Here is a 22,591-nt window from a genome sequence, read left to right on the forward strand (position 1 = left end):
CCGGAGATGCTCGATGGAACGTGACGGAGTGTGGCGTCCTCCCCACGCACGTAGGGGTGCTCCGTCAACGTGCTCCAGCCCCAGGCCCCAGATCTCGTCTTCCCCACGCATGTGGAGGTACTCCGTGGCCATGCAGCCCCGCCCTGCCTAACGCTGCTTCGATCGCTTCGGACCAGGGCCGGGCCAACGGCATGGGCGGCAGGCCTGGTGCCATCCAACTCGGCACCAGGCCCGCCGCCCATCAAGTTCAGGCCCGGTCGTTCAAGCGGCCCGTGCGAATCGCGCCGACGAACCGGGTCCAGGCCGTCGAGTCGAAGCTCAGCGCCGGCCCCTGCCGATCCTTGGTGTCCCGCACTCCGACCGCATCGGCGAAACCAGCCACCTCGACGCAATCGCCTTCACCGCCGGATCGGGACGACTTGCGCCACACTCCATCACGTCCCATCGGTCATCTCCTCAGCTATCGCCATCATTAGCTTGCGGGACTCATCAGCATCGAGCGCCCGTTCACCGAGCGAGCGCCATCCGTCCTCGTAGGTCTGGATCTCGTGAACCTTGTCAAGGTATGCCGCGCCGCATGGACCGTCCATGTAGATGGTGGTCGGCTCCGGTTCCCGCACGTCGGTCGGGAAGTCGAGCATCGTGAAAGTTCCGGCCGACGCCCAGCGGTAGAGACCAGCGCTGAGTGGGAGCACCCGGATACGGATGTTGTGCTGTTGGCTCGCCACCACCAGGGCATCGATTTGCCTACCCATCGCCGACAGATCGCGCAGCGGTCGACGTAGCACCGCCTCATTCAGGATCACGTCTAGGTAGGGAGCTCGCGGCACTGCACGGGCCAGCAGCCGTTGCCGCCGCAGCCGGACGTCCACCTTCGCTTGCCGCTCCGCGTCACTCAACTGCGGGTTGTCGGTAGCGATCACTTCGGTCATGTACTCGACGGTTTGTAGCAAGCCCGGCACCAAATTGGCCTCGTACTTGCGAATCTTCGTCGCGGCGGCTTCGAGGCCCACGTACAGCTTGAACCAGTCTTTGATTGCCTCCCCGTAGCTGTGCCACCAGCCGTGCGCCTTGGTTTCCCGGGCCAGAGCGCGCATGGTTTCGATGGTTTCTCGCGACGCGCCGTAAACGCGGCACATGGCCTCCACGTCGTTCGGGTGCATCGGCACCTGGCCCGTTTCGTAACGCCAGATCCGGGGCGCCGACCATTCCAGTTCCTTGGCCGCCGCGGTCACCGTGACGTGCGCGCCTTCGCGAAGTTCTCTCAGATATCTGCCGAGCTGCCTACGCGGGACGGTGCTTCCCGAGTCGTCCACGTCATCTCCTTTGGTGTTGTCGCGTAAGGCACCTCATCCCTTGGTCTGCATTCTGCCGCGAAAGATTGTCTCGGGCCAGAGGTGAATTGACCATTGTGGTGCCCGCCGGGGACGCGGCGGGTTCGCGGGGACGGATGCCTTTCCCCGAAACCTCATCCCGGCATCCGTCCCCGCGCCTGGCACCGATCCCCAAAGGAGAGTCATGGACTCGATCGATCGCATCCTCGGCGACATTCCGCTTCCGCCCTACGTCACCGCCGAGGATGTCACCTTCGCGGTCCGGGCGATCACCGTGCACGCCCCCGAGCAGTGGCCCGAGGGACCGCGCTGCCGCAACGACCGGGCGCCCCACCCGTGCCGGCTACACCGCTGGGGCCGCCGGGTGCTCGACCTGCGTGGCCTCACCGACCGGCAGATCCACACGCTCGTCGCCGAGCAGACGGCACCCGTGCGGTGATCTACGTGACCGGGGAACGACTGCTGCCGCACCACGTGCGCGCCGCCTACTTCGACAGGCGCTGGCGCGGTCTCGACCCGGCCCAGGTACGCGACCACCTCGACCGGGTGGCCGACGAACTCGAACGTCTGAGCCGTGAGCTGGTCACCACGCGGACCGAGGCCGAGCGCGTCCGCCAGGCGCTGCGGCAGTGGCAGTCCCAGCATCGCGCCTGCCGTCTCCGCGATCCGGACGCCCCGCCGGGCGGATGGCCCCGATGACGGCACAGCGATGGGTCATTCACCTGCCCACCACGCTGACCAGCGCCGACGAGGCAGCAGCCCTCGCGGTGACGCTGCGCGAGTCGCTCGGCCACGTCACGGTTCTCGACTTCGGCGAGACCACGCTGAGCGAGGAGGACAGCCAGTTCCTGCGTACCCGGGTCTGGTGCGACGCCCGGCTCGACGGCGCCGGCCGGCGATGCGGCCACCGCAACGACCACGACGGTCCGTGCGGCCCGTGATCCGGTGCCCGGCGCACGGCGTCAGGAGCGGGGGCGGTCGCGGTCCTTCGACGGCTGGACCCGCTTCGGCTCGCCGGGCATCTTCGGGTATTCAGGTGGATAAGGCATGTCGCCCAGCCCGTCGGCGGCGTCCCGCTCGGCCCACTCCAGCAGCGGCGTGATGTCCCACGGAGCGTCGTCGATGCCGGCGTGCGGGTCGCCGCGCTCGGCGAACCGGGCCGGCACCGTGCCCAGGTGGAAGTCGTCCGGGTCGACCTGCGGCAGCTCGTCCCAGTCGACCGGGGTGGAGACGGTGGCGCGGGCGTTGGCGCGCAGCGAGTACGCGCAGGCGATGGTGCGGTCCCGCGCCATCTGGTTGAAGTCGACGAAGACGCGTTCGCCCCGCTCCTCCTTCCACCAGGCGGTGGTGACCAGCTCGGGCCGGCGGCGTTCCAGCTCCCGGGCCAGCGCGATGGTGGCCCGGCGCACCTCCACGAACGTCCAGCGCGGCTGGATGCGCAGGTAGACGTGCACGCCCCGGCCACCGGAGGTCTTCGGCCAGCCGGGCACGCCCAGCTCGTCGAGCAGGCCGCGCAGCTCACCGGCGGCGGTCACCGCGTCGGCGAAGTCGGTCCCGGGCTGCGGGTCGAGGTCGACGCGCAGCTCGTCCGGGCGGTCGGTGTCGGCGGCGCGCACCGGCCACGGGTGGAACACCACTGTGCCCATCTGCGCCGCCCAGGCCACGTGGGCCAGGTCGGCCGGGCACAGCTCGTCGGCCGGGCGGCCGCTCGGGAAGGCGATCCGCGCGGTGCTGACCCACGGGGGCACGCCCCGCTGCGGCACCCGCTTCTGGAAGAACATCTCCCCCTCGATGCCGTCGGGGAAGCGCTGGAGCGTCGTCGGCCGGTCGCGCAGGGCGCGCATGATCCCGTCGCCGACTGCCAGGTAGTAGCGGAAGACGTCGGCCTTGGTGAAGCCCCGCTGCGGGAAGATCACCCGATCGGGGCTGCTCAGCCGCACCGTGTGCCCGGCTACCTCGATCTCCTCGACCGCACCCTTGCCCGCCATCACGCGACCATATGCGATGCCACCGACACCCGACGTACCGTTGAGGGGTGAGTCTTTCCGACAACGAACTGCCCCGTACCGAGGACGAATGGCGCGTGCGGCTGAGCCCCGAGGAGTTCCGGGTGCTCCGCGAGGCCGGCACCGAGGCGCCCTGGACCGGTGAGTACGTCGACACCAAGACCCCCGGCGTCTACCACTGCCGGGCCTGCGGGCTGGAACTGTTCCGCAGCCAGGACAAGTTCGACTCGCACTGCGGCTGGCCGAGCTTCGACGACGCCATCCCGGGCGCGGTCAAGGAGATCCCGGACAACACGCTCGGCATGCGGCGCGTGGAGATCCGCTGCGCGCGCTGCGACAGCCACCTCGGGCACGTCTTCGAGGGTGAGGGCTTCACCCCGAAGGACACCCGGCACTGCGTCAACTCGATCTCGGTACGGCTGGAGCCCAGCGCCGGCTGACGAGCGGCGTCACACCGACGGCGGCGTCACAGCCGCAGCAGGCCGCCGGCCTCGTCCACCTGGTCGGCGGCCTCGTCGTCCAGCCACACCCCGCCGGTGGCGAGGTAGCGGAAGCGGTACTCTCCCGGCTTCAGCCGGACCGTCACGGTACGGGTGCCGTCGCGGCGCGGCACCAGCTCGTGCCGGCCGGGCTCCCAGCCGTTGAAACAGCCGACCACGCTCACCGTGCCGGCCGGGGCGTCCCGGGGCAGCGAGAACGTCACCCGGGTCTGGTTGCCGAAGAGCTTGTTGCGCTTGATCACGAATCCTCCGGGGATGTTCGGCGGTCACCGGGGTCAACGCGCGACACGCCGGGAGCGACTCGCCGTAGGGCCGGATCAGGTTCGCCGGTTCCGGTTGCTCGAAGGTGTCGTCTGCGCAACTCTCGGATGACAGGTCCGTTTTCGGGGGGTTTCGCATGGCAACCTGCGAGGTTTGCGGTAACGACTACTGGATGGCGTTCGAGGTGCGCACCGTCGACGGGTCGCGGCACACGTTCGACTGCTTCGAGTGCGCGGTGCACAAGATGGCGCCGATCTGCGAGCACTGCCAGATCAAGATCGTCGGGCACGGCGTCGAGGTCTCCGGCCGTTTCTTCTGCTGCGCCCACTGCGCCCGCGCCGTCGAGGGCGAGCAGGGCGCCGAGGTACGCGACGCGGTCGGCGCCCGCCCCGCCTGACGCGGGCGCTCCCGGGGCGCCCACCGGCGTCGATCTCCGTCTAGCATCCCTCCGGTGTCCCGACGGATGATCATCGCGGCGGCTCTGACCGTCGCCCTCGCCGGCTGCTCTCCCGCCACCGAGCCCGCCCCCGCCACCGATCCGGCCCTCGTCGCGCCCTCACCCACCGACGGCGGCGCCGCCGCGGCGCTGCGCGACCGGTACGCCGCGACCGGCGACCTGGCCGGCCTGGCCGAGAAGCCCGAGAACGCCAGCGAGCAACTCGACTCCGACGGCGTCGCCTGCGGTCGCCCGCTGCCTCTGCTCGACCGGCGGCTCGTCGTGTCGACCCGGGTATTCGGCACGCCGGAGGGAACACCGGCCGGCGAGTTCGTCGAGGTGGCCCAGGAGACGGTGGTCTATCCGGACGAGGCGACCGCCGCGGACGCGGTCCGGCAGATCTTCGGCGTGCTGGAGGCGTGCGAGCGCGACGAGGAGGCCGGCCAGGTCACCACCGGCCACACCGCCGGGAAGCTGCCCGCCGGGCTGGGCGTGCCGGGCCGGATGGTGTCGGCCACCATGACCCTGTCCGACGGCACCCGTTTCCCGCACCGTTACGGCTGCCTCCAGCAGGGCCGGGTGACCCAGTGCGTCTGGGTCTGGACCCGCTCGGCGGCCGACACCGGCACCTGGTTCGAACGCGCCGTCACCGCCACCGCAACCGGGCTGCGCGCATCGAAGGGCTGAGCCGGCGCGCTGAACCGGCACGCCGGACCGCGCTGGCCCGGCGCGCGCCGGGGTGTGCGCGACCGGCCGCAGACGCGCCGCCTAACCTGGGCCGATGCCCGTCGAGTCCCACCTGGCAAGCTTCGCCGACCTGGACACCAGCACCTTCCACGACCTGCTCCGGCTGCGCATCGACGTGTTCGTGGTCGAGCAGTCCTGCCCGTACCCGGAACTGGACGGCCGGGACGTCGAACCCGGCACCCGCCACCTGTGGCTGAGCAGCGACGGCGCCGTGGTCGCGTACCTGCGGATCCTGGCCGACCCCGGCGGTGTGGCACGGATCGGGCGGGTGGTGGTGGCGCCGGTGGCCCGCGGCGCGGGCCTGGCCGGCGCGCTGATGACCGAGGCCCTCGCCGTGGTGGGTGACCGGCCGTGCGTGCTCGACGCGCAGACGCACCTGGTCGGCTTCTACGCGGGGCTCGGCTTCGAGGTCAGCGGCCCCGGCTACGTCGAGGACGGCATCCCGCACACTCCGATGCGCCGCGACCCGACTCATTGACGTTTGTCGCTTTCTGTGGCAGCGTGCGGGCGGAGCCGCCACGCGGGAGAGGGCAACTCCCGAGTCCGGGCGTCGTGCACCGACACCCCATCCCGGAGGCTTTCCATGTCCACTCCGTACCGCCGCCCGTTACCGCTCGCGGCGGCGATCCTCGCCGTCTGCGCGGTGGTGGCGGCGCTGCTCACCACCGCGTTCTCCGGCCCGGCCTCGGCGCACGGGTCGGTGGTCGACCCGGCCTCGCGCGCCTACAGCTGCTGGCAGCGCTGGGGCGGTGACTTCCAGAACCCGGCCATGGCCACCCAGGACCCGATGTGCTGGCAGGCGTGGCAGGCCGACCCGAACGCCATGTGGAACTGGAACGGCCTGTTCCGCGAGGGCGTGGCCGGCAACCACCAGGGCGCCATCCCGGACGGGCAGCTGTGCAGCGGTGGACGCACCCAGAGCGGCCGGTACAACGCGCTCGACACCGTCGGCGCCTGGAAGACCGTGCCGGTCACCAACAACTTCCGGGTCAAGTTCTTCGACCAGGCCAGCCACGGTGCCGACTACATCCGGGTGTACGTGACCAAGCAGGGGTACAACGCGCTCACCTCGCCGCTGCGCTGGAGCGACCTGGAACTGGTCGGCCAGATCGGCAACACGCCGGCCAGCCAGTGGACGCGTGAGGTGGACGGCGTGTCCATCCAGATCCCGGCGAACGCGCCGGGCCGCACCGGCCGGCACGTCGTCTACACCATCTGGCAGGCCAGCCACCTGGACCAGTCCTACTACCTGTGCAGCGACGTGGACTTCGGCGGGGCCGGCCCGACCACCCCGCCGACCAGCACCCCGCCCACCAGTACCCCGCCCACCAGCACCCCGCCGACGAGCCCGCCGCCCACCAGCCCGCCGCCGACCACGCCGAACCCGGCCGGTGGCTGCACCGCGACGTACGCGATCACCGGTTCGTGGGGCGGCGGCTTCCAGGCCGAGGTGAAGGTGACAAACGGCAGCGGTTCGCCGATCCGCGGCTGGTCGGTGAGCTGGAACTACCAGAACGGCCAGCAGGTCACCTCGGCGTGGAACGCCACGGTGACCACGAGCGGAACGCTCGTCACGGCCCGCAACGCGGCCTACAACGGCTCGCTCGCACCGGGTGCCAGCACCTCGTTCGGCTTCACCGGCTCGGCCGGTGCGACGAACCCGGTGCCCGGCATCCTGTCCTGCACGACGACCGCCTGACCGGGCTCCGGCCGGGACCGCACTCGCGGCCCCGGCCGGGCACCGGTCAGACCAGGCAGTTGACGATGTCGGCGACCGGGCGGCGGCGGCCGGTGTAGAACGGGATCTCCTCCCGCACGTGCCGGCGGGCGCCGGAGGCGCGCAGGTCACGCATCAGGTCCACGATCCGGTGCAGCTCGTCGGCCTCGAACGCCAGCATCCACTCGTAGTCGCCGAGCGCGAACGAGGCGACCGTGTTGGCCCGCACGTCCGGGTAGCCCCGGGCCATCTTGCCGTGCTCGGCCAGCAGCTCGCGCCGCTCGGCGTCGGGCAGCAGGTACCACTCGTACGAGCGCACGAACGGGTAGACGCACAGGTAGGCGCGCGGCTCCTCGTCGTTCAGGAACGCCGGGATGTGGCTCTTGTTGAACTCGGCCGGGCGGTGCAGCGCCATCTGCGACCAGACCGGGGTGAGCGCCCGGCCCAGCGTGGTCCGGCGGAACCGCAGGTACGCGTCCTGCAGCGCGTCGCTGGACGACGAGTGCCACCAGATCATCAGGTCGGCGTCGGCGCGCAGCCCGGCCACGTCGTACGTGCCCCGGATCGTGACGTCCTTGCCGGCCAGTTCGGTGAAGAGCGACTCGACCTCGTCGACGACGTTCTCCCGCAGCGACGGCAGCGGGCTGGTGGCCCGGTACACCGACCACATCGTGTAGCGGATGGTCTCGTTGAGCTCGCGCAGCCGCGCCGCGTTGGTCTGCTCGGTCATGCTGCCGATCCTTCCAGTGCCGTGATGATCTCTTCGGCCGCCGTCTCGCCGGAGCGGACGCACACCGGGATGCCGACGCCGTCGTAACCGGCCCCGGCCACTGCAAGCGTCGGGCAGGCGGCGCGCAGCGCCGTCCGGACCGCCGCCACCCGGGCGGTGTGCCCGGGCGTGTACTGGGGCAGCGCGCCACCCCACCGCTGCACGTGCCGGGCCGCCGGCGCCGGCAGCGGTGCGCCGAGCACCGCCGACAGCTCCCGGTGCACCGTGTCGGCCAGGTCGTCGTCGGTGAGCTGCAGCGACGTCTCGTCGCCGTACCGGCCCACCGAGGCGCGCACCAGCGCCAGCCCGTCCGGCCGCCGCAGGTGCCCCCACTTGGTGGTGAAGAACGTGGACGCCTTGATCGTCAGCCCTTCACCGGCCGGCACCAGGAAGCCGGACAGCTCCGGCAGGGCCGGGCCGGGCAGCGCGAGGGTGATCAGGGCGACGCTCGCGTAGTCGAGCGCGCCGACAGTGCCGGCCGCCTCGGGCGCGGCGGCGGCGAGCAGCCGGGCGGCCGGGCGGGCCGGCACCGCGAGCAGCACCGCGTCGGCCTCGACGTGCTCGGCGTCGCGGGTCGGCCCGACGGTGAGCCGCCAGCCGGACGGGGTACGGCGCAGCTCGCGTACCGCGGCGCCGCGGCGGATCGTCGCACCGCTCGCCGTCGCCGCCGCCTCGACCAGCGTGCTCAGCCCACCGGCGAGGGTGCCGAAGACGGGTGCGCCGGGCGCGCGCGGCGCGGCGGCCTGCGCGGCGCGTACCGCACCGACCAGCGTGTGCTCGGCGCGTGCCGCGCGGGCCAGCGCCGGCATCGTGGTGACCAGCGACAGGTCGTCGGCGCGCCCCGCGTACACGCCACCGAGCATCGGGTCGACCAGCCGCTCCACGACCGCGTCACCGAGACGCTTGCGGACCAGCTCACCGACCGACGTGTCCTCACCGTCGGCCAGCAGCGGCCGGCCAGCGTCGCGGTCGGCGTCCGCAGCCGGCGGCGCCACCGCCGCCACCTTGTCCAGATCCCCGGGTACGCCGACGAGCGTGCCGCCCGGCACCTGGCGCAACGTGCCGTCGACGAGCAGGGCGGCCTGCCCGACTGTGGGGTGCACGATCGAGGTGTCCAGGCCGAGGCGGCGGGCCAGCGTCACCGCCGCCGACTCGCCACCGGCCGGGTCGCGCATCAGGAACGACTCCGCGCCGAACTCGACCGGCCCGCCGGCGAGCTCACCGGTGAACAGCTTGCCGCCGAGGCGGCCGGACTGCTCGTACACGGTGACCTCGGTGCCCTCGGGGGCCCGGTCGCGCAACCGGACGGCGGCGGCCAGCCCGGTGATCCCGCCACCGACGATCGCCACCCGCCACGGTCGCACCACTGTCTCCTCCTAGCGCTCCGGTCGCGCGGTCAGCTCGTGCACCAGCGCGACCACCCGGGTCAGCACCTCGGGGTCGGTCTCCGGCAGGACGCCGTGACCGAGGTTGAACACGTGGCCGGGAGCGGCCCGGCCCTGCTCGACGATGCGCCGCACCTCGGTCTCCACCACCGGCCAGGGGGCGAGCAGCACGGTCGGGTCGAGGTTGCCCTGCACCGCCTTGTCCGGCCCGATCCGGCCGGTGGCGACGTCCAGCGGCGTCCGCCAGTCCACGCCCACCACGTCGGCGCCGGCCTCGCCCATCGCGCCGAGCAGCTCGCCGGTGCCCACCCCGAAGTGGATCCGCGGCACACCGGCGCCGGCGAGCCCGCCCAGCACGTACGTCGAGTGCGGCAGCACGAAACGGCGGTAGTCGGCCTCGGAGAGCGCGCCGGCCCAGGAGTCGAACAGCTGCACCGCGGAGACCCCGGCGTCGACCTGCACCTGGAGGAACGCCAGCGTCACCTCGGCCAGCCGCGCGCACAGCGCGTGCCACAGGTCCGGGTCGCCGTACATCAGCGCCTTGGTCTTGGCGTGGGTCCGCGACGGGCCGCCCTCGACCAGGTAGCTGGCGAGCGTGAACGGGGCGCCGGCGAAGCCGATCAGCGGGGTGTCGCCCAGCTCGACGACGAGCCGGCGGACCGCCTCGTCCACGTACGACACGTCGTCGCGGCCGATCGGGGAGATCCGCTCGACGTCGGCGGCGGTACGGACCGGCTCGGCCACCACCGGCCCGGTGCCGGGCACGATGTCCAGGTCGACGCCGGCCGCGGCGACCGGCACCACGATGTCGCTGAACAGGATCGCCGCGTCCACGCCGTGCCGGCGCACCGGCTGCAGCGTGATCTCGGTGACCAGCTCGGGCCGGCGGCAGGACTCCAGCATCGGCACGTTGGCCCGGATCTCCCGGTACTCCGGCAGCGACCGGCCGGCCTGGCGCATGAACCAGACCGGGGTGTGCGGGCCCGGCTCGCGCCGGCAGGCGCGGACGAAGGGCGAGTCGGCCGGCCCGCCGCGGCGGGGTTCTCCGTCTCGGGCGGCAGTGCCCGTGGTGTCGGTGGTCATCGCGGCCATCGTGCCACGCCCCCGGCGCGCGCCCGCGCTCACCGTCCGCATTTGTGACGTAGAAGGAAGGCCCTCAACCGTCGATCACCCGGCGCGCCGTCGCGCGCCGTGCGGTGAGCGCGGCATAGGCTGCCCGCATGGCCCCCCCGATCGCGCTCCCGGAAACGTTCGCTCGCGCGGTCGCGGGGCTGCGATCGGTGACACCCCGCCCGGAGATCGTCCTGGAGGAGGTCGGCGCGCCACAGCGGCTGGCCCCGTACGCGTTCGCGCTCTCCGCCGCCGTGATGCGCGACGACGACGAGGTGGCCACCGGCCGGCTGATCCTGCTGCACGACCCGGCCGGGCACGAGGCGTGGCAGGGCACGCTGCGCCTGGTCACGTACGTCACCGCCGAACTGGAGGTCGACCTGGCCAGCGACCCGCTGCTACCAGGCGTCGGCTGGACCTGGCTGACCGACGCGCTCGACGCCCAGGGCGCCGGGCACCGGGCGATCGGCGGCACCGTCACCCAGACGCTCTCCACCCGGTTCGGCGAGCTGGCCGGGCCGCCCGCCGCCGGGGACATCGAGATCCGCGCCTCCTGGACGCCGCTGCGCGCCGACCTGGGTCCGCACCTGCTCGGCTGGTGCACGCTGCTGGCCTCCACGGCCGGCCTGCCGCCGCCCGGCGTCACCGCGCTACCCACCCGCCGCGCAGCCGGCGCCGCCTGACCGCGCCCCGCCCCGGGACACGCGAAAGGCCGCCCCGGACGAACCGGGACGGCCTTCGGTGGACACCGGTCAGAGGTAGTTCTCGGCCTCGTCGCAGATCTTGTCCAGGCCCTTGCTGGCCGCCTCGAAGGCGGCCCGGTCGCCGCGCGACGCCGCCGACATGGCCGTGGTCAGCTTGTCCAGGCAGCTCGCGATGACCTTCTTCTGCCGGGCCTGCTCGTCCCTGTCGTTCTTGGTGCCGGTCAGGTCCTGCTGGGTGTCCGACAGCCGCTCCTGGACCGCCTTCAGCTCACCCTTGAGCTTCTCCATCTCCTGCTGGTTCGCCGAGATCGTGCCGTCCCGCTGGCTGACCGTCTGCCGGGACTCGTCCAGTTCGCCGTTCGTGGAGACGTACAGGAAGGTCATCACGCCGCCGAAGACGAACAGCAACGCGGCCACCAGGCCGAGCACCAGCGGGGCCCACTTCCGGCCGCCGCCGGCCGGCGCGGCGCCCACCGGGCCGTACGGGCCGGGTGGCCCGGACATCGGCGGCGGCGCGAAGCCGGGGCCGGACACCGGCGGAGCGGACGCCGGCGGGACCGACATCGGCTGCGCGTAGCCGGGCCCGGAGACCGGCGGGACGGAGACCGGCGGCGCCGACATCGGCTGCGCCGGCGGGGGCACCGGGGCGGCGCCGGGCGCGTAGCCCGGCTGTCCCGGCGCGGTGGGCTGGTATCCGCCGTACCCGGGGGCGCCGTCGGGCGCTGCGGGCTGGTGCAGGGTCGGCGCGGGCTGGTTCGGGTCGTACTGCTGGGGCGCGGGCCGGCTGCCGTACACGTTGCCGTAGACCGTGCCCCCCGGCGCCGGGGGCGGGTTGTCGCCCCCGGCCGGTGGGTAGGACATGTCGTTCCTCCAGATGTGCTGGTCCCCCGCGGGGTGGCCCGGTGGGCCGGGGTCGATGCGGTGCGGCCGGGCCGGTGTGGCCGCCGTCAGCAGAGCCGGAACCGGTCGCAGGCGGTCTTGATCGGCACCGCCAGCCCGATGCCCTCGGCGTTGCGGGCCTTGGCCGTGGCGATGCCGACGACCTCCTTCGAGCCGTTGATCACCGGGCCGCCGGAGTTGCCCGGGTTGATCGGCGCGTCGAACTGGATCACCGGACCGCCGCCGCGCTCGTCCTCGCGGAACGCGCTGACCACGCCCGTGGTGACGCTGTCCTGCAACCCGAGCGGCGCGCCGACCACGATGATCTGCTGGCCGGACCGCACCGGGGCGCGGGCCGCGACCAGTCCGGTGAACTTGGCGCTGGTCTGCAGCTGCGCCAGGTCCTTGTCCTTGTCGGTGGCGATGATCGTCGCCTCGAACCGCTGGTCCTTGCGCTCCAGGAACACCTTGCGCTCACCGGCGGTGAAGACCGACTCGACCACGTGGAAATTCGTCAGCAGCGTGGTGCCGCCGCCCGACGGGGCCTTGCCGACGGCGAACGCGGTACCGGTGAACTGCCCGGCCCGCACCCGGAACACGCTCGGCAGGACCGCGCTGGCCACCGCCTCCGGGTTGAAGGCCGCGTCGGCCTGCTTCTCCAGGCTGCCGGCGCGCTGCTCCAGGCCGTCGAGCCGGTCGGCGTCCGCGCCCTGCCCCTCGGCCATCCGCTTGTCGGCGGCGGCGAGCCGGTCGTCGAGCCGGTAGATCTGGTACGCCTGCACGCCGGTGACCACCGCCAGCACCGCGGCCAGGGCCAGCGCCACGACAGCCACCCGGCTGCGCCGCGCCGGCTGCGCGCCGAAGCCGGCCGGGCCGCCGACGGGGGCCGGCTGACCGGGGTACGCGGAGCCGGGCTGGGACGGCGCCGACACCGGCTGCCCCGGGTAGGCGGGCGCGGACACGGGCTGGCCGGGGTACGACGGGCCGCTGCCGGACGGGCCCGGATACGACGGTGCGGCGGGCGCCCGGTCCGGGTACGACGACGAGCCCGGCCCGCCCGGATAGGACGGTGACGCGGAGACCGGCCGGCCCGGATACGACGGCGAGGCGGCCGGCTGGCCCGGGTACGCCGGAGCGGCGGACCGGGAGGTCTGCGCCGGTACGGAGCCGAAGGGCGACGGCTGGGCCGGCGCGGAGCCGTAGGACGACTGGCCAGGTGTGGTGGCGTGGGACGACCGGCCCGGCTCGGCCGGCGTGGTGCCGTAGGTCGGCTGGCCCGGCTGGGTCGTGGCGGGCGGGGTCGCGACGCCGGACGAGGCCGCGTAGGGCGTCGCCTGCGGTGTCCCGGCCTGGTCCGGGCGGCCCGGATAGCCGCCGGGCGGCTGGACGGCGGCCCGCGCCGGGTAGCCGGGGCTGCCGGCCCACTCTGACCCACCGGGGAACGAGCCCGGCACCGCTGCCGAACCAGCGGGCGGGGCGAAACGCGGCGGCAGCGGTCCCGGCCGGTCGGCTGCCGGTTCGCCGCCCTGCCCCGGCACGTCGTCGCCGGTTCCGTACCCGCCTGTCATGCTCGCCCGTCCTCCCCGTCGGCCTCGCCGACGCCCCCCGACCCGCTGCGGCACCCGTACGCCGTTCGCGGCTCGATGGACCGTACCGGCGGGAACGGGCTTTGTCTTCCCCCTTGTCCGACCCTCTCACGGCCCCGCAACCCGCACCTTTCCGGTCACCTGACGGCCATCGCGCCGACACGCGCCGGACCGGCTGCGCACACCGGATCGTCCGGCCTACTAGGGTTGTCAGGTGACCGACGAACCACCCCTGCGCCGTCGGGCCGCCGAAAGCCGTACCGGAGAGGCGTCCGCCGCTCCGACGTCGGCCCTGCCGGAGCCGGCGGACGCGGGGACCGAGACCGACACGGGCGCGGCCGTCCCCCTCACCGCGCCGCGCGACGGCACGCCCGCCCCGGTGGCCACACCCGCCGAGTTGGACGAGGTGGTGGCCCGCTTCGCGTCCGGCACCGGCCCGGTGGCCCTGGATGCCGAACGTGCCTCCGGCTACCGCTACAGCCAGCGCGCCTACCTGGTGCAGCTGCGCCGCGGCGGCGCCGGCACCGCGCTCATCGACCCGCTGCCGCTGCCTGACCTGTCCGCCCTGGACGCGGCGATCGCCGAGACCGAGTGGGTGCTGCACGCGGCCAGCCAGGATCTCGCCTGCCTGGCCGAGGTGGGGCTGCGCCCGCGCCGGTTGTTCGACACCGAACTGGCCGCCCGGCTGGCCGGTTTCGAGCGGGTCGGCCTGGCCGCGCTGACCGAACAGCTGCTCGGGTTCAGCCTGGAGAAGCACCACTCCGCCGCCGACTGGTCCAGCCGGCCGCTGCCGGAGTCCTGGCTGACGTACGCGGCGCTGGACGTGGAACTGCTGGTGGACCTGCGCGACGCGCTGGACGAGGAGTTGCAGCGGCAGGGCAAGTCCGGCTGGGCGGCGGAGGAGTTCGACGCGCTGGTGCGCAACGGCGCCCGCCCGCCGCGCGTGCGCGCCGAGCCGTGGCGGCGCACGTCCGGCATCCACCGGGTACGCGGCGCGCGCGCCCAGGCCCGGGTGCGATCCCTCTGGTACGCGCGGGACCAGATCGCCTCCCGCCGGGACGCCGCGCCGGGCCGGGTGCTGCCCGACTCGGCCATCGTGGCCGCCGCCGAGCTGGACCCGAAGGACGAGAAGACGCTGCTGACGCTCCCCGGGTTCGGTGGGCGGTCGGTGCGCCGGCTGGCGCGTACCTGGCTCGCGGCGCTCGACGACGCGCGCCAGTTGCCGGACGACGCGCTGCCGGTCAGTCCGGCCGTGGAGGGGCCGCCCCCGCCGCACCGGTGGGCCGAGCGCGACCCGGTGGCGGCCGGGCGGCTGGCCCGGGCCCGGGAGGTCGTGGTCGGCACCGCCGGGGCGCACCGGCTGCCGGCGGAGAACCTGATCGCGCCGGACTCGATCCGCCGGCTGGCGTGGCAGCCACCGGCGGAGATCACCGACGAGACGGTGGCGGAGACGCTGCGCGGGTTCGGGGCGCGCGAGTGGCAGATCGGGCTGCTCCTGCCCGCGCTGACGGAGGCGTTGCACACCCCGCAGTCGTGACGGCGGCGGGCGGGGTGTGAGGTGGGCCACGCGGGGGGTGGTGCCACGTTTGGTTACTGGCGAGTAGCATCCGGGGAAATGCCCGTGCCGAGGGAGGCTCCAAGTGCCCCGTGAAGTTCGGGATGTCGTCTTCGTCGACGGCGTCCGTACCCCGTTCGGCAAGGCGGGTGGGATGTACGCCAACACCCGCGCCGACGATCTGGTGATCCGCTGCATCCGCGAGCTGATGCGCCGCAACCCGCAACTGCCGCCGGAGAAGGTGGAGGAGGTGGCCATCGCCGCCACCACCCAGATCGGTGACCAGGGCCTGACCATCGGCCGCACCGCCGCCCTGCTGGCCGGCCTGCCCAAGACCGTGCCCGGCTTCGCCATCGACCGGATGTGCGCCGGCGCGATGACCGCCGTCACCACCGTGGCCAGCGGCATCGCCATGGGCGCGTACGACGTCGCGATCGCCGGCGGCGTCGAGCACATGGGCCGCCACCCGATGGGCGAGGGCGTCGACCCCAACCCGCGCATCGTCGCGGAGAAGCTCGTCGACCCGTCCGCCCTGGTGATGGGCTCCACCGCGGAGAACCTGCACGACCGGGTCCCGCACATCACCAAGGAGCGCACCGACGCGTTCGCGCTGTCGTCGCAGCAGAAGACCGCGAAGGCGTACGCCAACGGCAAGCTCCAGGGCGACCTGGTGCCGGTGGCGGTCCGCGACCCGGAGGCGGGCTGGGGCCTGGCCACCGTGGACGAGGCGCCCCGCGACACCTCGATGGAGAAGCTGGCCGGGCTGAAGACCCCGTTCCGGCCGCACGGCAAGGTCACCGCGGGTAACGCGGCCGGCCTGAACGACGGCGCCACCGCCGCGCTGCTGGTGGCCGAGGACACCGCCCGCGAGCTGGGCCTGCCGGTCGGCATGCGCCTGGTGTCGTTCGGCTTCGTCGGCGTCGAGCCCGAGGTGATGGGCGTCGGCCCGATCCCGTCGACCGAGAAGGCGCTGCGCATCGCCGGCCTGAGCATCGACGACATCGGCCTGTTCGAGCTGAACGAGGCGTTCGCGGTGCAGGTGCTCGCCTTCCTCGACCACTTCGGCATCGCCGACGACGACCCGCGGGTCAACCCGTGGGGCGGTGCGATCGCCATCGGTCACCCGCTCGCGTCCTCCGGCGTCCGGCTGATGACCCAGCTCGCCCGTCAGTTCGCCGAGCACCCCGAGGTCCGCTACGGCCTCACCGCCATGTGCATCGGCATCGGCATGGGCGGCACCGTGATCTGGGAGAACCCGCACTGGGAGGGTGGAGATCAGTGAGCGCGAGGAGTGAGCTTGCGAGCCCCGCAGTCGCGAACGAAGGAGTCGCGGTGAGCCTCGCCGCACCGAACGAGGTCGTCACCAAGGCGCTGCTGCGCCAGGTGGCCGTACCCGGGCTGGACCGGCCCGCCGCCCTCATCACCCTGGACAACGGCTTCGACCACACCAAGCCGAACACCTTCGGCCCGGCCGGTCTGACCAGCCTGGACGAGGCGATCACCGCGGCGCTGGCCGCCGAGCCGGCGTTCATCGCGGTCACCGGCAAGCCGTACATCTTCTGCGTGGGCGCGGACATCACCAGCCTGCCCGCGCTGGAGAACCGCGACCAGGCGCTGGAGATCGGCCGGCTGGGCCACCGGGTCTTCGCCCGGCTCAAGGACAGCACCGTCCCCACCTTCGCGTTCGTCAACGGCGCGGCGATGGGCGGCGGCCTGGAGCTGGCGCTGCACTGCCACTACCGGACCCTGTCGGCGGGAGCGGCGGCCCTGGCGCTGCCCGAGGTCTCGCTCGGCCTGATCCCCGGCTGGGGCGGTACCCAGCTGCTGCCGAACCTGATCGGCATCCCGGCCGCGACGCAGGTCATCATCCAGAACCCGCTGATGCAGAACAAGATGCTCAAGCCGAAGCAGGCGGCCGAGATGGGCATCGCGGACGTGCTGCTGGAGCCGGCCGACTTCCTGGAGCGGTCGCTGGAGTGGGCCGCCGGCGTCGTCCGGGGCGAGGTCGCCGTGACCCGTCCCGAGGTCGACAAGGACATGTGGGCGGGCGTGCTCTACTTCGCCCGGCAGACCCTCGACCAGCGGCTGCACGGCGCGGTCCCGTCCGCGTACAAGGCGCTGGATCTGCTGGAGACGGCGAAGGACGCCGACTTCGCCACCGGCACCGCGGCGGAGGACGAGGCCCTCGCGGACCTGGTCTTCTCCGAGGAACTGCGCAGCGGCCTGTACGCCTTCGACCTGGTGCAGCGGCGGGCCAAGCGCCCGGCCGGCGCGCCGGACAAGGGCCTGGCCCGCCCGGTCACCAAGGTCGGCATCGTCGGTGCCGGCCTGATGGCCAGCCAGCTCGCGCTGCTGTTCGCCCGGCGGCTGCAGGTGCCGGTCGTGATGACCGACCTGGATCAGTCCCGGGTGGACAAGGGCGTCGGCTACGTGCACACCCAGATCGAGAAGGCCGTGAGCAAGGGCCGGATGGACAAGGGCACCGCGGCCAAGCTGTACGGCCTGGTGTCCGGCTCGGTCGACAAGTCCGTCTTCGCCGACGCCGACTTCGTCATCGAGGCCGTGTTCGAGGACCTGGGCGTCAAGAAGCAGGTCTGGGCCGAGCTGGAGAAGATCGTCAAGCCGGAGGCGGTGCTCGCCACCAACACCAGCTCGCTGTCCATCACCGAGATGGCCGCCGAGCTGGAGCACCCGGAGCGGGTGGTCGGCTTCCACTTCTTCAACCCGGTCGCGGTGCTGCCGCTGCTGGAGATCGTCCGCGGCGAGCGGACCGACGACGCCACGCTGGCCACCGCGTTCGCTGTCGGCAAGCAGCTCAAGAAGTCGTCGGTGCTGGTCAAGGACGCCCCGGCGTTCGTGGTGAACCGGCTGCTGACCCGCTTCCTCGGCACCGTGTTCGCCGCCGTCGACCAGGGCACCCCGCTGGACGTGGCGAACAGCGCGCTGGACCCGCTGGGCCTGCCGATGCGTCCGCTGGCGCTGCTGCAGCTCGTCGGGCCGGCCGTGGCGTACCACGTCGGCGGCACCCTGCACGAGGCGTTCCCGGACCGGTTCGGCGTCAGCGAGAACCTCAAGCGGATCGCCGACTCGGGCCAGCCGATCGTGGTCGACGACCAGATCAACGACGAGGTGGCGAAGCTCCTGGTGGTAGGCGACGAGCCGCTCACCGCCGAGCAGGTCCGGCAGAACGCGCTGGACGCGCTGGCGCAGGAGATCCGGCTCATGCTCGACGAGGGCGTCGTCGCCGAGGCGCAGGACATCGACCTGTGCATGATCCTCGGCGCCGGCTGGCCGTTCCACCTGGGCGGCGTCACGCCGTACCTGGACCGGACCGGCACCTCCGAGCGGGTGACCGGCAAGCGGTTCCTGCCGCGCGGCGCGGCAAGCCTGCGCTGAGGCGACCGAAACGCATCGATCGCGGTGGTCGGGCTGTCCGTTCCGGACGGTCCGGCCACCGCGATCGGCGTCTGCGGCCCAGGTCACGGGTAGGTCGCGGTTTGGTGTCGCCGCCCTTGTGCGGACAGCGGGTTGTCGGTGGTGCTGGCTACGATCACGCGTCCAGTTTTCTCACAGGAGCTGCCTACATGTCCCAGCCGCCGTCCAGTCCCTACTCCGGCAACTACCCCTCCCCCCAGCAACAGCCCGGTGGCTTCCAGCCGCCGCAGCAGCCGCAGTACGGCGGTGACTACCCGCAGACTCCGCAGCAGCCGCAGTACGGTGGCCAGCTCGGCGCGCCGGTCCCGCCGAAGAAGAAGTCCGGCGTCGGCAAGGTCCTGCTGATCGTCCTCGCCGTGGTCCTGGTGCTCTGCGTCGGCGGCGGTGTCGCCGCCTACTTCGCCACGAAGGACACCGTCGACGAGGTGGTCACCGCCACCAAGACCCGAGTGGTCGAGCCGCAGACGCTCGGCGGCCGGGCCAAGGTCACCGACCCGCAGCTGCAGTCCGCCGCGGCGCAGATGAAGTCCGAGCTCAGCAAGGACGTACCGGACGCGACCAGCACCGTCGGCGCGTTCTACGGCGACCCGGCCAAGAAGGACCTGGTCATGATCGTGGCCGTGTCCGGCGTCATGGCGGACCCGAAGAAGGAACTGGCCGACGCCACCGCGGCGGTCACCCCGGACCTGGCCACCAAGGACTTCAAGACTGTCGACGCGGGCCCGCTGGGCGGCGACGCCAAGTGCTCCGACGGCAAGGCGTCGGACGTACCGGTGGCCGTCTGCATCTGGGCCGACCGGGGCAGCCTCGGCATGGTGGTGGTCTACTTCAAGTCCGCGGCCGAACTCCAGTCGGAGTTCGTGGCGATGCGCGGCGAGATCGAGAAGCAGGACTGACACCGGTTCACGCACCGGGCCCCCGCCGTGACGGCGGGGGCCCGGTGTCGTTTCCGGATCAGGCGGACGCGGCCCGTTCCGCGGGGCTACGGCACACGCAGAACTCGTTGCCCTCCGGGTCGGCCAGCACCACCCAGCCGGTGCCGTCCGGCCGGCGCCGGTCGGCCACCAGCGTGGCGCCGAGGTCGCGCAGCCGCGCCACCTCCTCGTCCCGGGTGCCTTCGGCGGCGTGCAGGTCGAGGTGGAACGCACCCTTGCCGTGCCGCTCGCCCACCTGGACGAACAGCAGGTCGGGTCCGTGCCCGCCGGGTGCGGCGAGGACCGCCTCCGGGTCGCCCGGGTGGTCGTCGGCGGCGAGCCGGCGGTCGAGCACGCGGGCCCACCAGACTGCCAGGGCGTACGGGTCGTCGGACTCGACTGTCACGCAGTGGATCTGTGCACTCACAGTGTTTCCTCCTGTGGGGAGCGCGCCCCGGCGGAGTGGGAACGTCAGCGGGGAACGCGGGGCGCGGGACGGTTCACGACGGACATCGACCACACCCCCTTCCACCTCTCGGGCTGACCGGTTGATCATTCCATCGCCCGCGCCGCGCACACAACCCCCGCTCGTGCAAGGAAGGGCCCCTTGTTAACAGCGAGGTGTTAACAAGGGGCCCTTCCTCTACCGCAGGCGTTAAGAAGGGGCCCTTCCTTACGGGCCGACGAACACCGCCTTCGCGCGCCAGTCGACGCCGTCGACCGCCGGGCCGCTGCGCACCGTGAACGTCGTCGACGGAGCGGCGCCCGTCCAGTCGGCGGCGGACAGGTCACCGGTGCTCCGGTTCACCTTGTAGAGCGTGGTGCCGGCCGCGAACAGCGCGCCCGCATCGGCGAACCCGCTCGCCCCGGCCACCGTGAACCGGTCGGCGCCGACCACACCGCTGTCCGGCGTGAACCAGCGCCAGAACAGGCCGTTCTGCCCGCTCAGCGAGTAGTAGAGCCGCCCGTCCCGGTAGAACATGCCGGTCACGTTGGGGATCTCGGCGTAGAAGCCGGTGGTCGCGCCGACGTACGTCTGCCCCGCCGGGCCGGAGTTGGTCACCACGGTGTCCCAGTACGGGTCGTGGTACGGGTCCACCAGCTCGGGAGTGCCGAACGTGGTGCCGTCGAACGTACGCCGCCACAGCGCGCCCTCGGCACCGTAGAACAGCGTCCCGCCGACCCAGAACGCGTTACGCGTGGCGGACCACACGGTCTCGTCCGGGTTCGCCACCGGGCTGGGCGTGCCGACGCCGGTCAGCCCGTCGTACGAACGGACCTGCACCTCCTCGCCGGTGCCGGCCGGCGGCGGCCCGGTCTTGACGATCTCGACGGCGTCGACGAGCGGGTTCTCCTTGACGTGGCGGAACTCGATGTCGACGGTGCCGTCGCTGGTCACCGTGAACTCCCGCATGGTGCCCACGTTGTGCCCGACGCTGGCGGACAGGTCCAGGTCGTCGAGGACGACGGTGCCGTCCAGCGCCACGTCGAAGACGCGGGTGTTCGGGGCGGAGGTGCCGTCGTACCGGTTGGCCAGGTAGAGCCGCACGTGCACCTCGGTGCCGGTGGGCACGGGGAACTGCCAGAGCATCTCCGCGCCGCCGGCCGGGTCGTACCGCTCGTCGCTGTAGAGCGCGGCCGGGGTGCCGGCCGGCACCGTCGCGTCCAGGCTGCCGACCGTGTTGAAGCTGGAGGTCGAGCTGCCGGTGTTGTGGTACGGGCTGGGGCTGGAGCTGGTGTCGGCCGCCCAGTCCGGTCCGCCGTCGGTGGCGGCGACCACCGGGCCGCCGGCGTTCACCCGGTACAGCACGTTCGTCGGCTTCGGCAGGCCGGCCTGGTAGACGTTGCCGGGCAGCGTGGCGGTGCCGGTCGGGTGCGGGGCCTTGCCGCCGGCGAGCGGGAAGAACGCGATCCGCTCGCGGCGGTACTGGAAGTTGCCGATCCAGAGCGTGTCGCCGCCGACCCAGAGACCGGACTCGGTGACGAGCATCTCCGAGGCGCCGATGCCGCGCGGGTGCCGGCCCGGGTTCCAGGACAGCGGCAGGCCGTTGACCGGGTCGAGCGCGGCGATGCTGGCCCGGCCGACCGCACCGGCCCGGGCGTTGTCGGCGCCGGTGCTGTTGTTGAGCCAGCGGAGGTGACCGCCGACGTAGACCGCCTGCTCGCTGATGCCGACGGAGAGGAACGTGTCGCCGCCGCTGTAGTCGACCCAGGTCGGCTGGAGGTTGTCGCCGGTCGCGCCGGCCTCCCAGCGGGCCGCGGTGTCGCAGAGCGTCCCGCCGTACGGGGCGCCGGTGGTGACCACCACGAAGTAGCTGTTGTCCGGGGAGAACGCGACGTCGCGGACGTACGAGTCGAACGACTGCCACTTGCAGCGTGGCGTGTAGCGGGCCGTGTTCCAGTCCGCGACGGTGGCGGCGGTGGCACCCAGGTCGATCTTGACGATCTGGTCGTGCAGGACCCCGTCGGCCTTCTTGAAGTTGCCGATGACGACGAGCTGCGTGCCGTCCGGGGAGACGGCGAGCTTCTCCGCGCCCACGCCGGCCTTGGCGCCGCTGACGCCGTCCCAGTTGTGGTTCTCGGTCAGCGTGGTGGTGAGGTAGCTGTCGACCGCGCCGGTGGTGGCGTTGAGCGAGGCGAGCCCGCCGCGCGGGTTGGGGTTGCCGGCCGTGGTGAAGATGCCGCCGACCAGCAGCCGGTTGCCGACCAGCGCGATGTCCTTGATCAGCCCGTTGAACGCCGGCGGCGCGAAGCTGGTGACGACCGCCCCGGTGGCGACGTCGAGCAGTGCCACCTTGCGCCGGGTCACGCCGTTGACGGTGTTGAACTTGCCGGCCACGAAGACCGTGCCCGCCGTGGGACCGGCGACGACCGCCGTCACCTCGCTGTCGAGCGTGGGCGCGAACGCGGTGTCCACCTGTCCGGTGGCCTTGTCGAAGGCGAGCAGGTAGTCCCGGGGGATGTCGACGTCGGAGTTGCGGTTCTGCACCCGGGTGAAGGAGCCGCCCGCGATGATCTTCGTACCGGCGTCGTGGATCGCGTCGACCGAGCCGTCCTGGACGTCGGGCGAGGCGGCGGAGGGGACGGTGTGGACCACTTTGTCGTGGCCGGGCGCGGCGGCGGCCGCCGGCGTGGCCGGGGAGAGGCCGGCGACGGTGAGGGCGCCGGCGGTGAGGGCGCCGGCGGTGAGGACCGCGAGGATGCGGCGGCGGCGCGAGGCCGAGTGGTGGGTCACGGGCAGCTCCGGTGGGTG

24 protein-coding genes and 1 CRISPR repeat array (1 of these 25 cut by a window edge) are annotated in these 22,591 nt (G+C 72.8%); of the genes, 13 read left to right on the top strand and 11 right to left on the bottom strand.

Translation table 11 applies throughout. The annotated features are described in order from the left end of the window. A CRISPR array of direct repeats spans window positions 1–125; the repeat unit is 29 nt; it begins 2,477 nt to the left of the window's first position. 122 nt (window positions 126–247) lie between these two features. Beyond that, window positions 248–430: a DUF397 domain-containing protein gene (locus tag OC439_RS12320; protein ID WP_194803286.1), complete on the bottom strand. Its 183-nt coding sequence runs from the start codon at window positions 428–430 to the stop codon at window positions 248–250. Window positions 431–434: 4 nt separating this feature from the next. Further along, window positions 435–1,316, bottom strand: a complete 882-nt coding sequence (locus OC439_RS12325; RefSeq protein ID WP_262013513.1) for a helix-turn-helix domain-containing protein — start codon at window positions 1,314–1,316, stop codon at window positions 435–437. Between the two features lie 202 nt (window positions 1,317–1,518). Between OC439_RS12325 and OC439_RS12330 the strand changes: the two genes are divergently transcribed. The 3 genes from OC439_RS12330 to OC439_RS12340 are packed head-to-tail and all read left to right on the top strand — an operon-like array spanning window position 1,519 to window position 2,275. Then, complete coding sequence (locus tag OC439_RS12330) at window positions 1,519–1,773, top strand: hypothetical protein (RefSeq protein WP_018789000.1); 255 nt, start codon at window positions 1,519–1,521, stop codon at window positions 1,771–1,773. After that, a complete protein-coding gene (locus OC439_RS12335; RefSeq protein ID WP_262013514.1) occupies window positions 1,770–2,033 on the top strand; it encodes a DivIVA domain-containing protein in 264 nt (87 codons plus the stop codon). The genes OC439_RS12330 and OC439_RS12335 overlap by 4 nt, the downstream gene beginning before the upstream one ends. Then, window positions 2,030–2,275 (top strand): hypothetical protein, encoded by a 246-nt coding sequence (locus tag OC439_RS12340; protein ID WP_262013515.1) that lies wholly within the window; start codon window positions 2,030–2,032, stop codon window positions 2,273–2,275. The genes OC439_RS12335 and OC439_RS12340 overlap by 4 nt, the downstream gene beginning before the upstream one ends. 21 nt (window positions 2,276–2,296) lie before the next feature. On the opposite strand, the gene ligD is transcribed toward OC439_RS12340, so the two are convergent. Next, window positions 2,297–3,322: a non-homologous end-joining DNA ligase gene (ligD, locus tag OC439_RS12345; protein WP_262013516.1), complete on the bottom strand. Its 1,026-nt coding sequence runs from the start codon at window positions 3,320–3,322 to the stop codon at window positions 2,297–2,299. A 47-nt stretch (window positions 3,323–3,369) separates the two neighbouring features. Here ligD and msrB point away from each other — a divergent pair, with 47 nt between their 5' ends. After that, on the top strand, window positions 3,370–3,780 hold the full coding sequence (msrB, locus tag OC439_RS12350; protein ID WP_013284828.1) for a peptide-methionine (R)-S-oxide reductase MsrB: 411 nt from the start codon (window positions 3,370–3,372) through the stop codon (window positions 3,778–3,780). 26 nt (window positions 3,781–3,806) lie between these two features. Here the strand turns inward: msrB and OC439_RS12355 are convergent, their stop codons facing one another. Further along, window positions 3,807–4,082 carry an isoamylase early set domain-containing protein gene (locus tag OC439_RS12355; RefSeq protein ID WP_262013517.1) on the bottom strand — a complete coding sequence of 92 codons (276 nt, stop codon included), beginning with the start codon at window positions 4,080–4,082 and terminating at the stop codon, window positions 3,807–3,809. 155 nt (window positions 4,083–4,237) lie between these two features. Here OC439_RS12355 and OC439_RS12360 point away from each other — a divergent pair, with 155 nt between their 5' ends. The 4 genes from OC439_RS12360 (at window position 4,238) to OC439_RS12375 (ending at window position 6,983) form a co-directional block, all read left to right on the top strand. Beyond that, entirely contained in the window at window positions 4,238–4,498 is a 261-nt protein-coding gene (locus OC439_RS12360) for a hypothetical protein (protein WP_030503017.1), read from the top strand. Between the two features lie 54 nt (window positions 4,499–4,552). Next, entirely contained in the window at window positions 4,553–5,224 is a 672-nt protein-coding gene (locus OC439_RS12365; RefSeq protein WP_262013518.1) for a hypothetical protein, read from the top strand. 94 nt (window positions 5,225–5,318) lie between these two features. After that, window positions 5,319–5,762: a GNAT family N-acetyltransferase gene (locus OC439_RS12370; protein ID WP_262013519.1), complete on the top strand. Its 444-nt coding sequence runs from the start codon at window positions 5,319–5,321 to the stop codon at window positions 5,760–5,762. A 105-nt stretch (window positions 5,763–5,867) separates the two neighbouring features. Then, window positions 5,868–6,983, top strand: coding sequence for a lytic polysaccharide monooxygenase (locus OC439_RS12375; RefSeq protein ID WP_262013520.1), 1,116 nt, complete (start codon window positions 5,868–5,870; stop codon window positions 6,981–6,983). A gap of 46 nt (window positions 6,984–7,029) precedes the next feature. On the opposite strand, the gene hemQ is transcribed toward OC439_RS12375, so the two are convergent. The 3 genes from hemQ to hemE are packed head-to-tail and all read right to left on the bottom strand — an operon-like array spanning window position 7,030 to window position 10,247. Next, window positions 7,030–7,731 carry a hydrogen peroxide-dependent heme synthase gene (gene hemQ, locus OC439_RS12380; RefSeq protein ID WP_135238969.1) on the bottom strand — a complete coding sequence of 234 codons (702 nt, stop codon included), beginning with the start codon at window positions 7,729–7,731 and terminating at the stop codon, window positions 7,030–7,032. Continuing rightward, window positions 7,728–9,137 (bottom strand): protoporphyrinogen oxidase, encoded by a 1,410-nt coding sequence (gene hemG, locus OC439_RS12385; RefSeq protein ID WP_262013521.1) that lies wholly within the window; start codon window positions 9,135–9,137, stop codon window positions 7,728–7,730. Before hemG ends, hemQ begins: the two co-directional genes overlap by 4 nt. Window positions 9,138–9,146: 9 nt before the next feature. Then, entirely contained in the window at window positions 9,147–10,247 is a 1,101-nt protein-coding gene (gene hemE, locus OC439_RS12390) for a uroporphyrinogen decarboxylase (RefSeq protein WP_262013522.1), read from the bottom strand. Window positions 10,248–10,375: 128 nt separating this feature from the next. Here hemE and OC439_RS12395 point away from each other — a divergent pair, with 128 nt between their 5' ends. After that, on the top strand, window positions 10,376–10,948 hold the full coding sequence (locus OC439_RS12395; RefSeq protein WP_135238966.1) for a DUF3000 domain-containing protein: 573 nt from the start codon (window positions 10,376–10,378) through the stop codon (window positions 10,946–10,948). Between the two features lie 69 nt (window positions 10,949–11,017). On the opposite strand, the gene OC439_RS12400 is transcribed toward OC439_RS12395, so the two are convergent. Next, window positions 11,018–11,830, bottom strand: a complete 813-nt coding sequence (locus OC439_RS12400; RefSeq protein ID WP_262013523.1) for a hypothetical protein — start codon at window positions 11,828–11,830, stop codon at window positions 11,018–11,020. Between the two features lie 86 nt (window positions 11,831–11,916). Next, window positions 11,917–13,416 (bottom strand): S1C family serine protease, encoded by a 1,500-nt coding sequence (locus OC439_RS12405; protein ID WP_262013524.1) that lies wholly within the window; start codon window positions 13,414–13,416, stop codon window positions 11,917–11,919. Between the two features lie 232 nt (window positions 13,417–13,648). On the opposite strand from OC439_RS12405, the gene OC439_RS12410 reads away from it, so the two are divergent. The 4 genes from OC439_RS12410 (at window position 13,649) to OC439_RS12425 (ending at window position 19,320) form a co-directional block, all read left to right on the top strand. Next, the gene (locus OC439_RS12410) at window positions 13,649–14,971 is read left to right on the top strand and encodes a ribonuclease D (RefSeq protein ID WP_262013525.1); all 1,323 of its coding nucleotides are present in this window, start codon (window positions 13,649–13,651) and stop codon (window positions 14,969–14,971) included. A gap of 103 nt (window positions 14,972–15,074) precedes the next feature. Beyond that, window positions 15,075–16,271: a thiolase family protein gene (locus OC439_RS12415; protein ID WP_262013526.1), complete on the top strand. Its 1,197-nt coding sequence runs from the start codon at window positions 15,075–15,077 to the stop codon at window positions 16,269–16,271. 50 nt (window positions 16,272–16,321) lie between these two features. After that, entirely contained in the window at window positions 16,322–18,385 is a 2,064-nt protein-coding gene (locus tag OC439_RS12420) for a 3-hydroxyacyl-CoA dehydrogenase NAD-binding domain-containing protein (protein WP_262013527.1), read from the top strand. Between the two features lie 188 nt (window positions 18,386–18,573). After that, window positions 18,574–19,320, top strand: a complete 747-nt coding sequence (locus OC439_RS12425) for a hypothetical protein (protein ID WP_135238961.1) — start codon at window positions 18,574–18,576, stop codon at window positions 19,318–19,320. Window positions 19,321–19,378: 58 nt separating this feature from the next. On the opposite strand, the gene OC439_RS12430 is transcribed toward OC439_RS12425, so the two are convergent. Together OC439_RS12430 and OC439_RS12435 are read right to left on the bottom strand one after the other, a co-directional pair. Beyond that, the gene (locus OC439_RS12430) at window positions 19,379–19,765 is read right to left on the bottom strand and encodes a VOC family protein (protein ID WP_262013528.1); all 387 of its coding nucleotides are present in this window, start codon (window positions 19,763–19,765) and stop codon (window positions 19,379–19,381) included. Window positions 19,766–20,011: 246 nt separating this feature from the next. Beyond that, window positions 20,012–22,573, bottom strand: a complete 2,562-nt coding sequence (locus OC439_RS12435; protein WP_262013529.1) for a malectin — start codon at window positions 22,571–22,573, stop codon at window positions 20,012–20,014. Between the last annotated feature and the right edge of the window lie 18 nt (window positions 22,574–22,591).

The sequence above is a fragment of the Micromonospora sp. Mcm103 genome, assembly GCF_024519755.1.
In the GTDB taxonomy this organism is placed as follows: domain Bacteria; phylum Actinomycetota; class Actinomycetes; order Mycobacteriales; family Micromonosporaceae; genus Micromonospora; species Micromonospora aurantiaca.

Bases quoted from the DNA above. Each gene is read 5' to 3' on its own strand.
- ligD (WP_262013516.1), bottom strand. From the start codon at position 3,322: ATGGCGGGCAAGGGTGCGGTCGAGGAGATCGAGGTAGCCGGGCACACG.
- hemE (WP_262013522.1), bottom strand. From the start codon at position 10,247: ATGGCCGCGATGACCACCGACACCACGGGCACTGCCGCCCGAGACGGA.
- OC439_RS12360 (WP_030503017.1), top strand. From the start codon at position 4,238: ATGGCAACCTGCGAGGTTTGCGGTAACGACTACTGGATGGCGTTCGAG.
- OC439_RS12370 (WP_262013519.1), top strand. From the start codon at position 5,319: ATGCCCGTCGAGTCCCACCTGGCAAGCTTCGCCGACCTGGACACCAGC.
- OC439_RS12405 (WP_262013524.1), bottom strand. From the start codon at position 13,416: ATGACAGGCGGGTACGGAACCGGCGACGACGTGCCGGGGCAGGGCGGC.
- OC439_RS12375 (WP_262013520.1), top strand. From the start codon at position 5,868: ATGTCCACTCCGTACCGCCGCCCGTTACCGCTCGCGGCGGCGATCCTC.
- OC439_RS12340 (WP_262013515.1), top strand. From the start codon at position 2,030: ATGACGGCACAGCGATGGGTCATTCACCTGCCCACCACGCTGACCAGC.
- OC439_RS12395 (WP_135238966.1), top strand. From the start codon at position 10,376: ATGGCCCCCCCGATCGCGCTCCCGGAAACGTTCGCTCGCGCGGTCGCG.
- OC439_RS12400 (WP_262013523.1), bottom strand. From the start codon at position 11,830: ATGTCCTACCCACCGGCCGGGGGCGACAACCCGCCCCCGGCGCCGGGG.
- OC439_RS12330 (WP_018789000.1), top strand. From the start codon at position 1,519: ATGGACTCGATCGATCGCATCCTCGGCGACATTCCGCTTCCGCCCTAC.
- hemQ (WP_135238969.1), bottom strand. From the start codon at position 7,731: ATGACCGAGCAGACCAACGCGGCGCGGCTGCGCGAGCTCAACGAGACC.
- OC439_RS12425 (WP_135238961.1), top strand. From the start codon at position 18,574: ATGTCCCAGCCGCCGTCCAGTCCCTACTCCGGCAACTACCCCTCCCCC.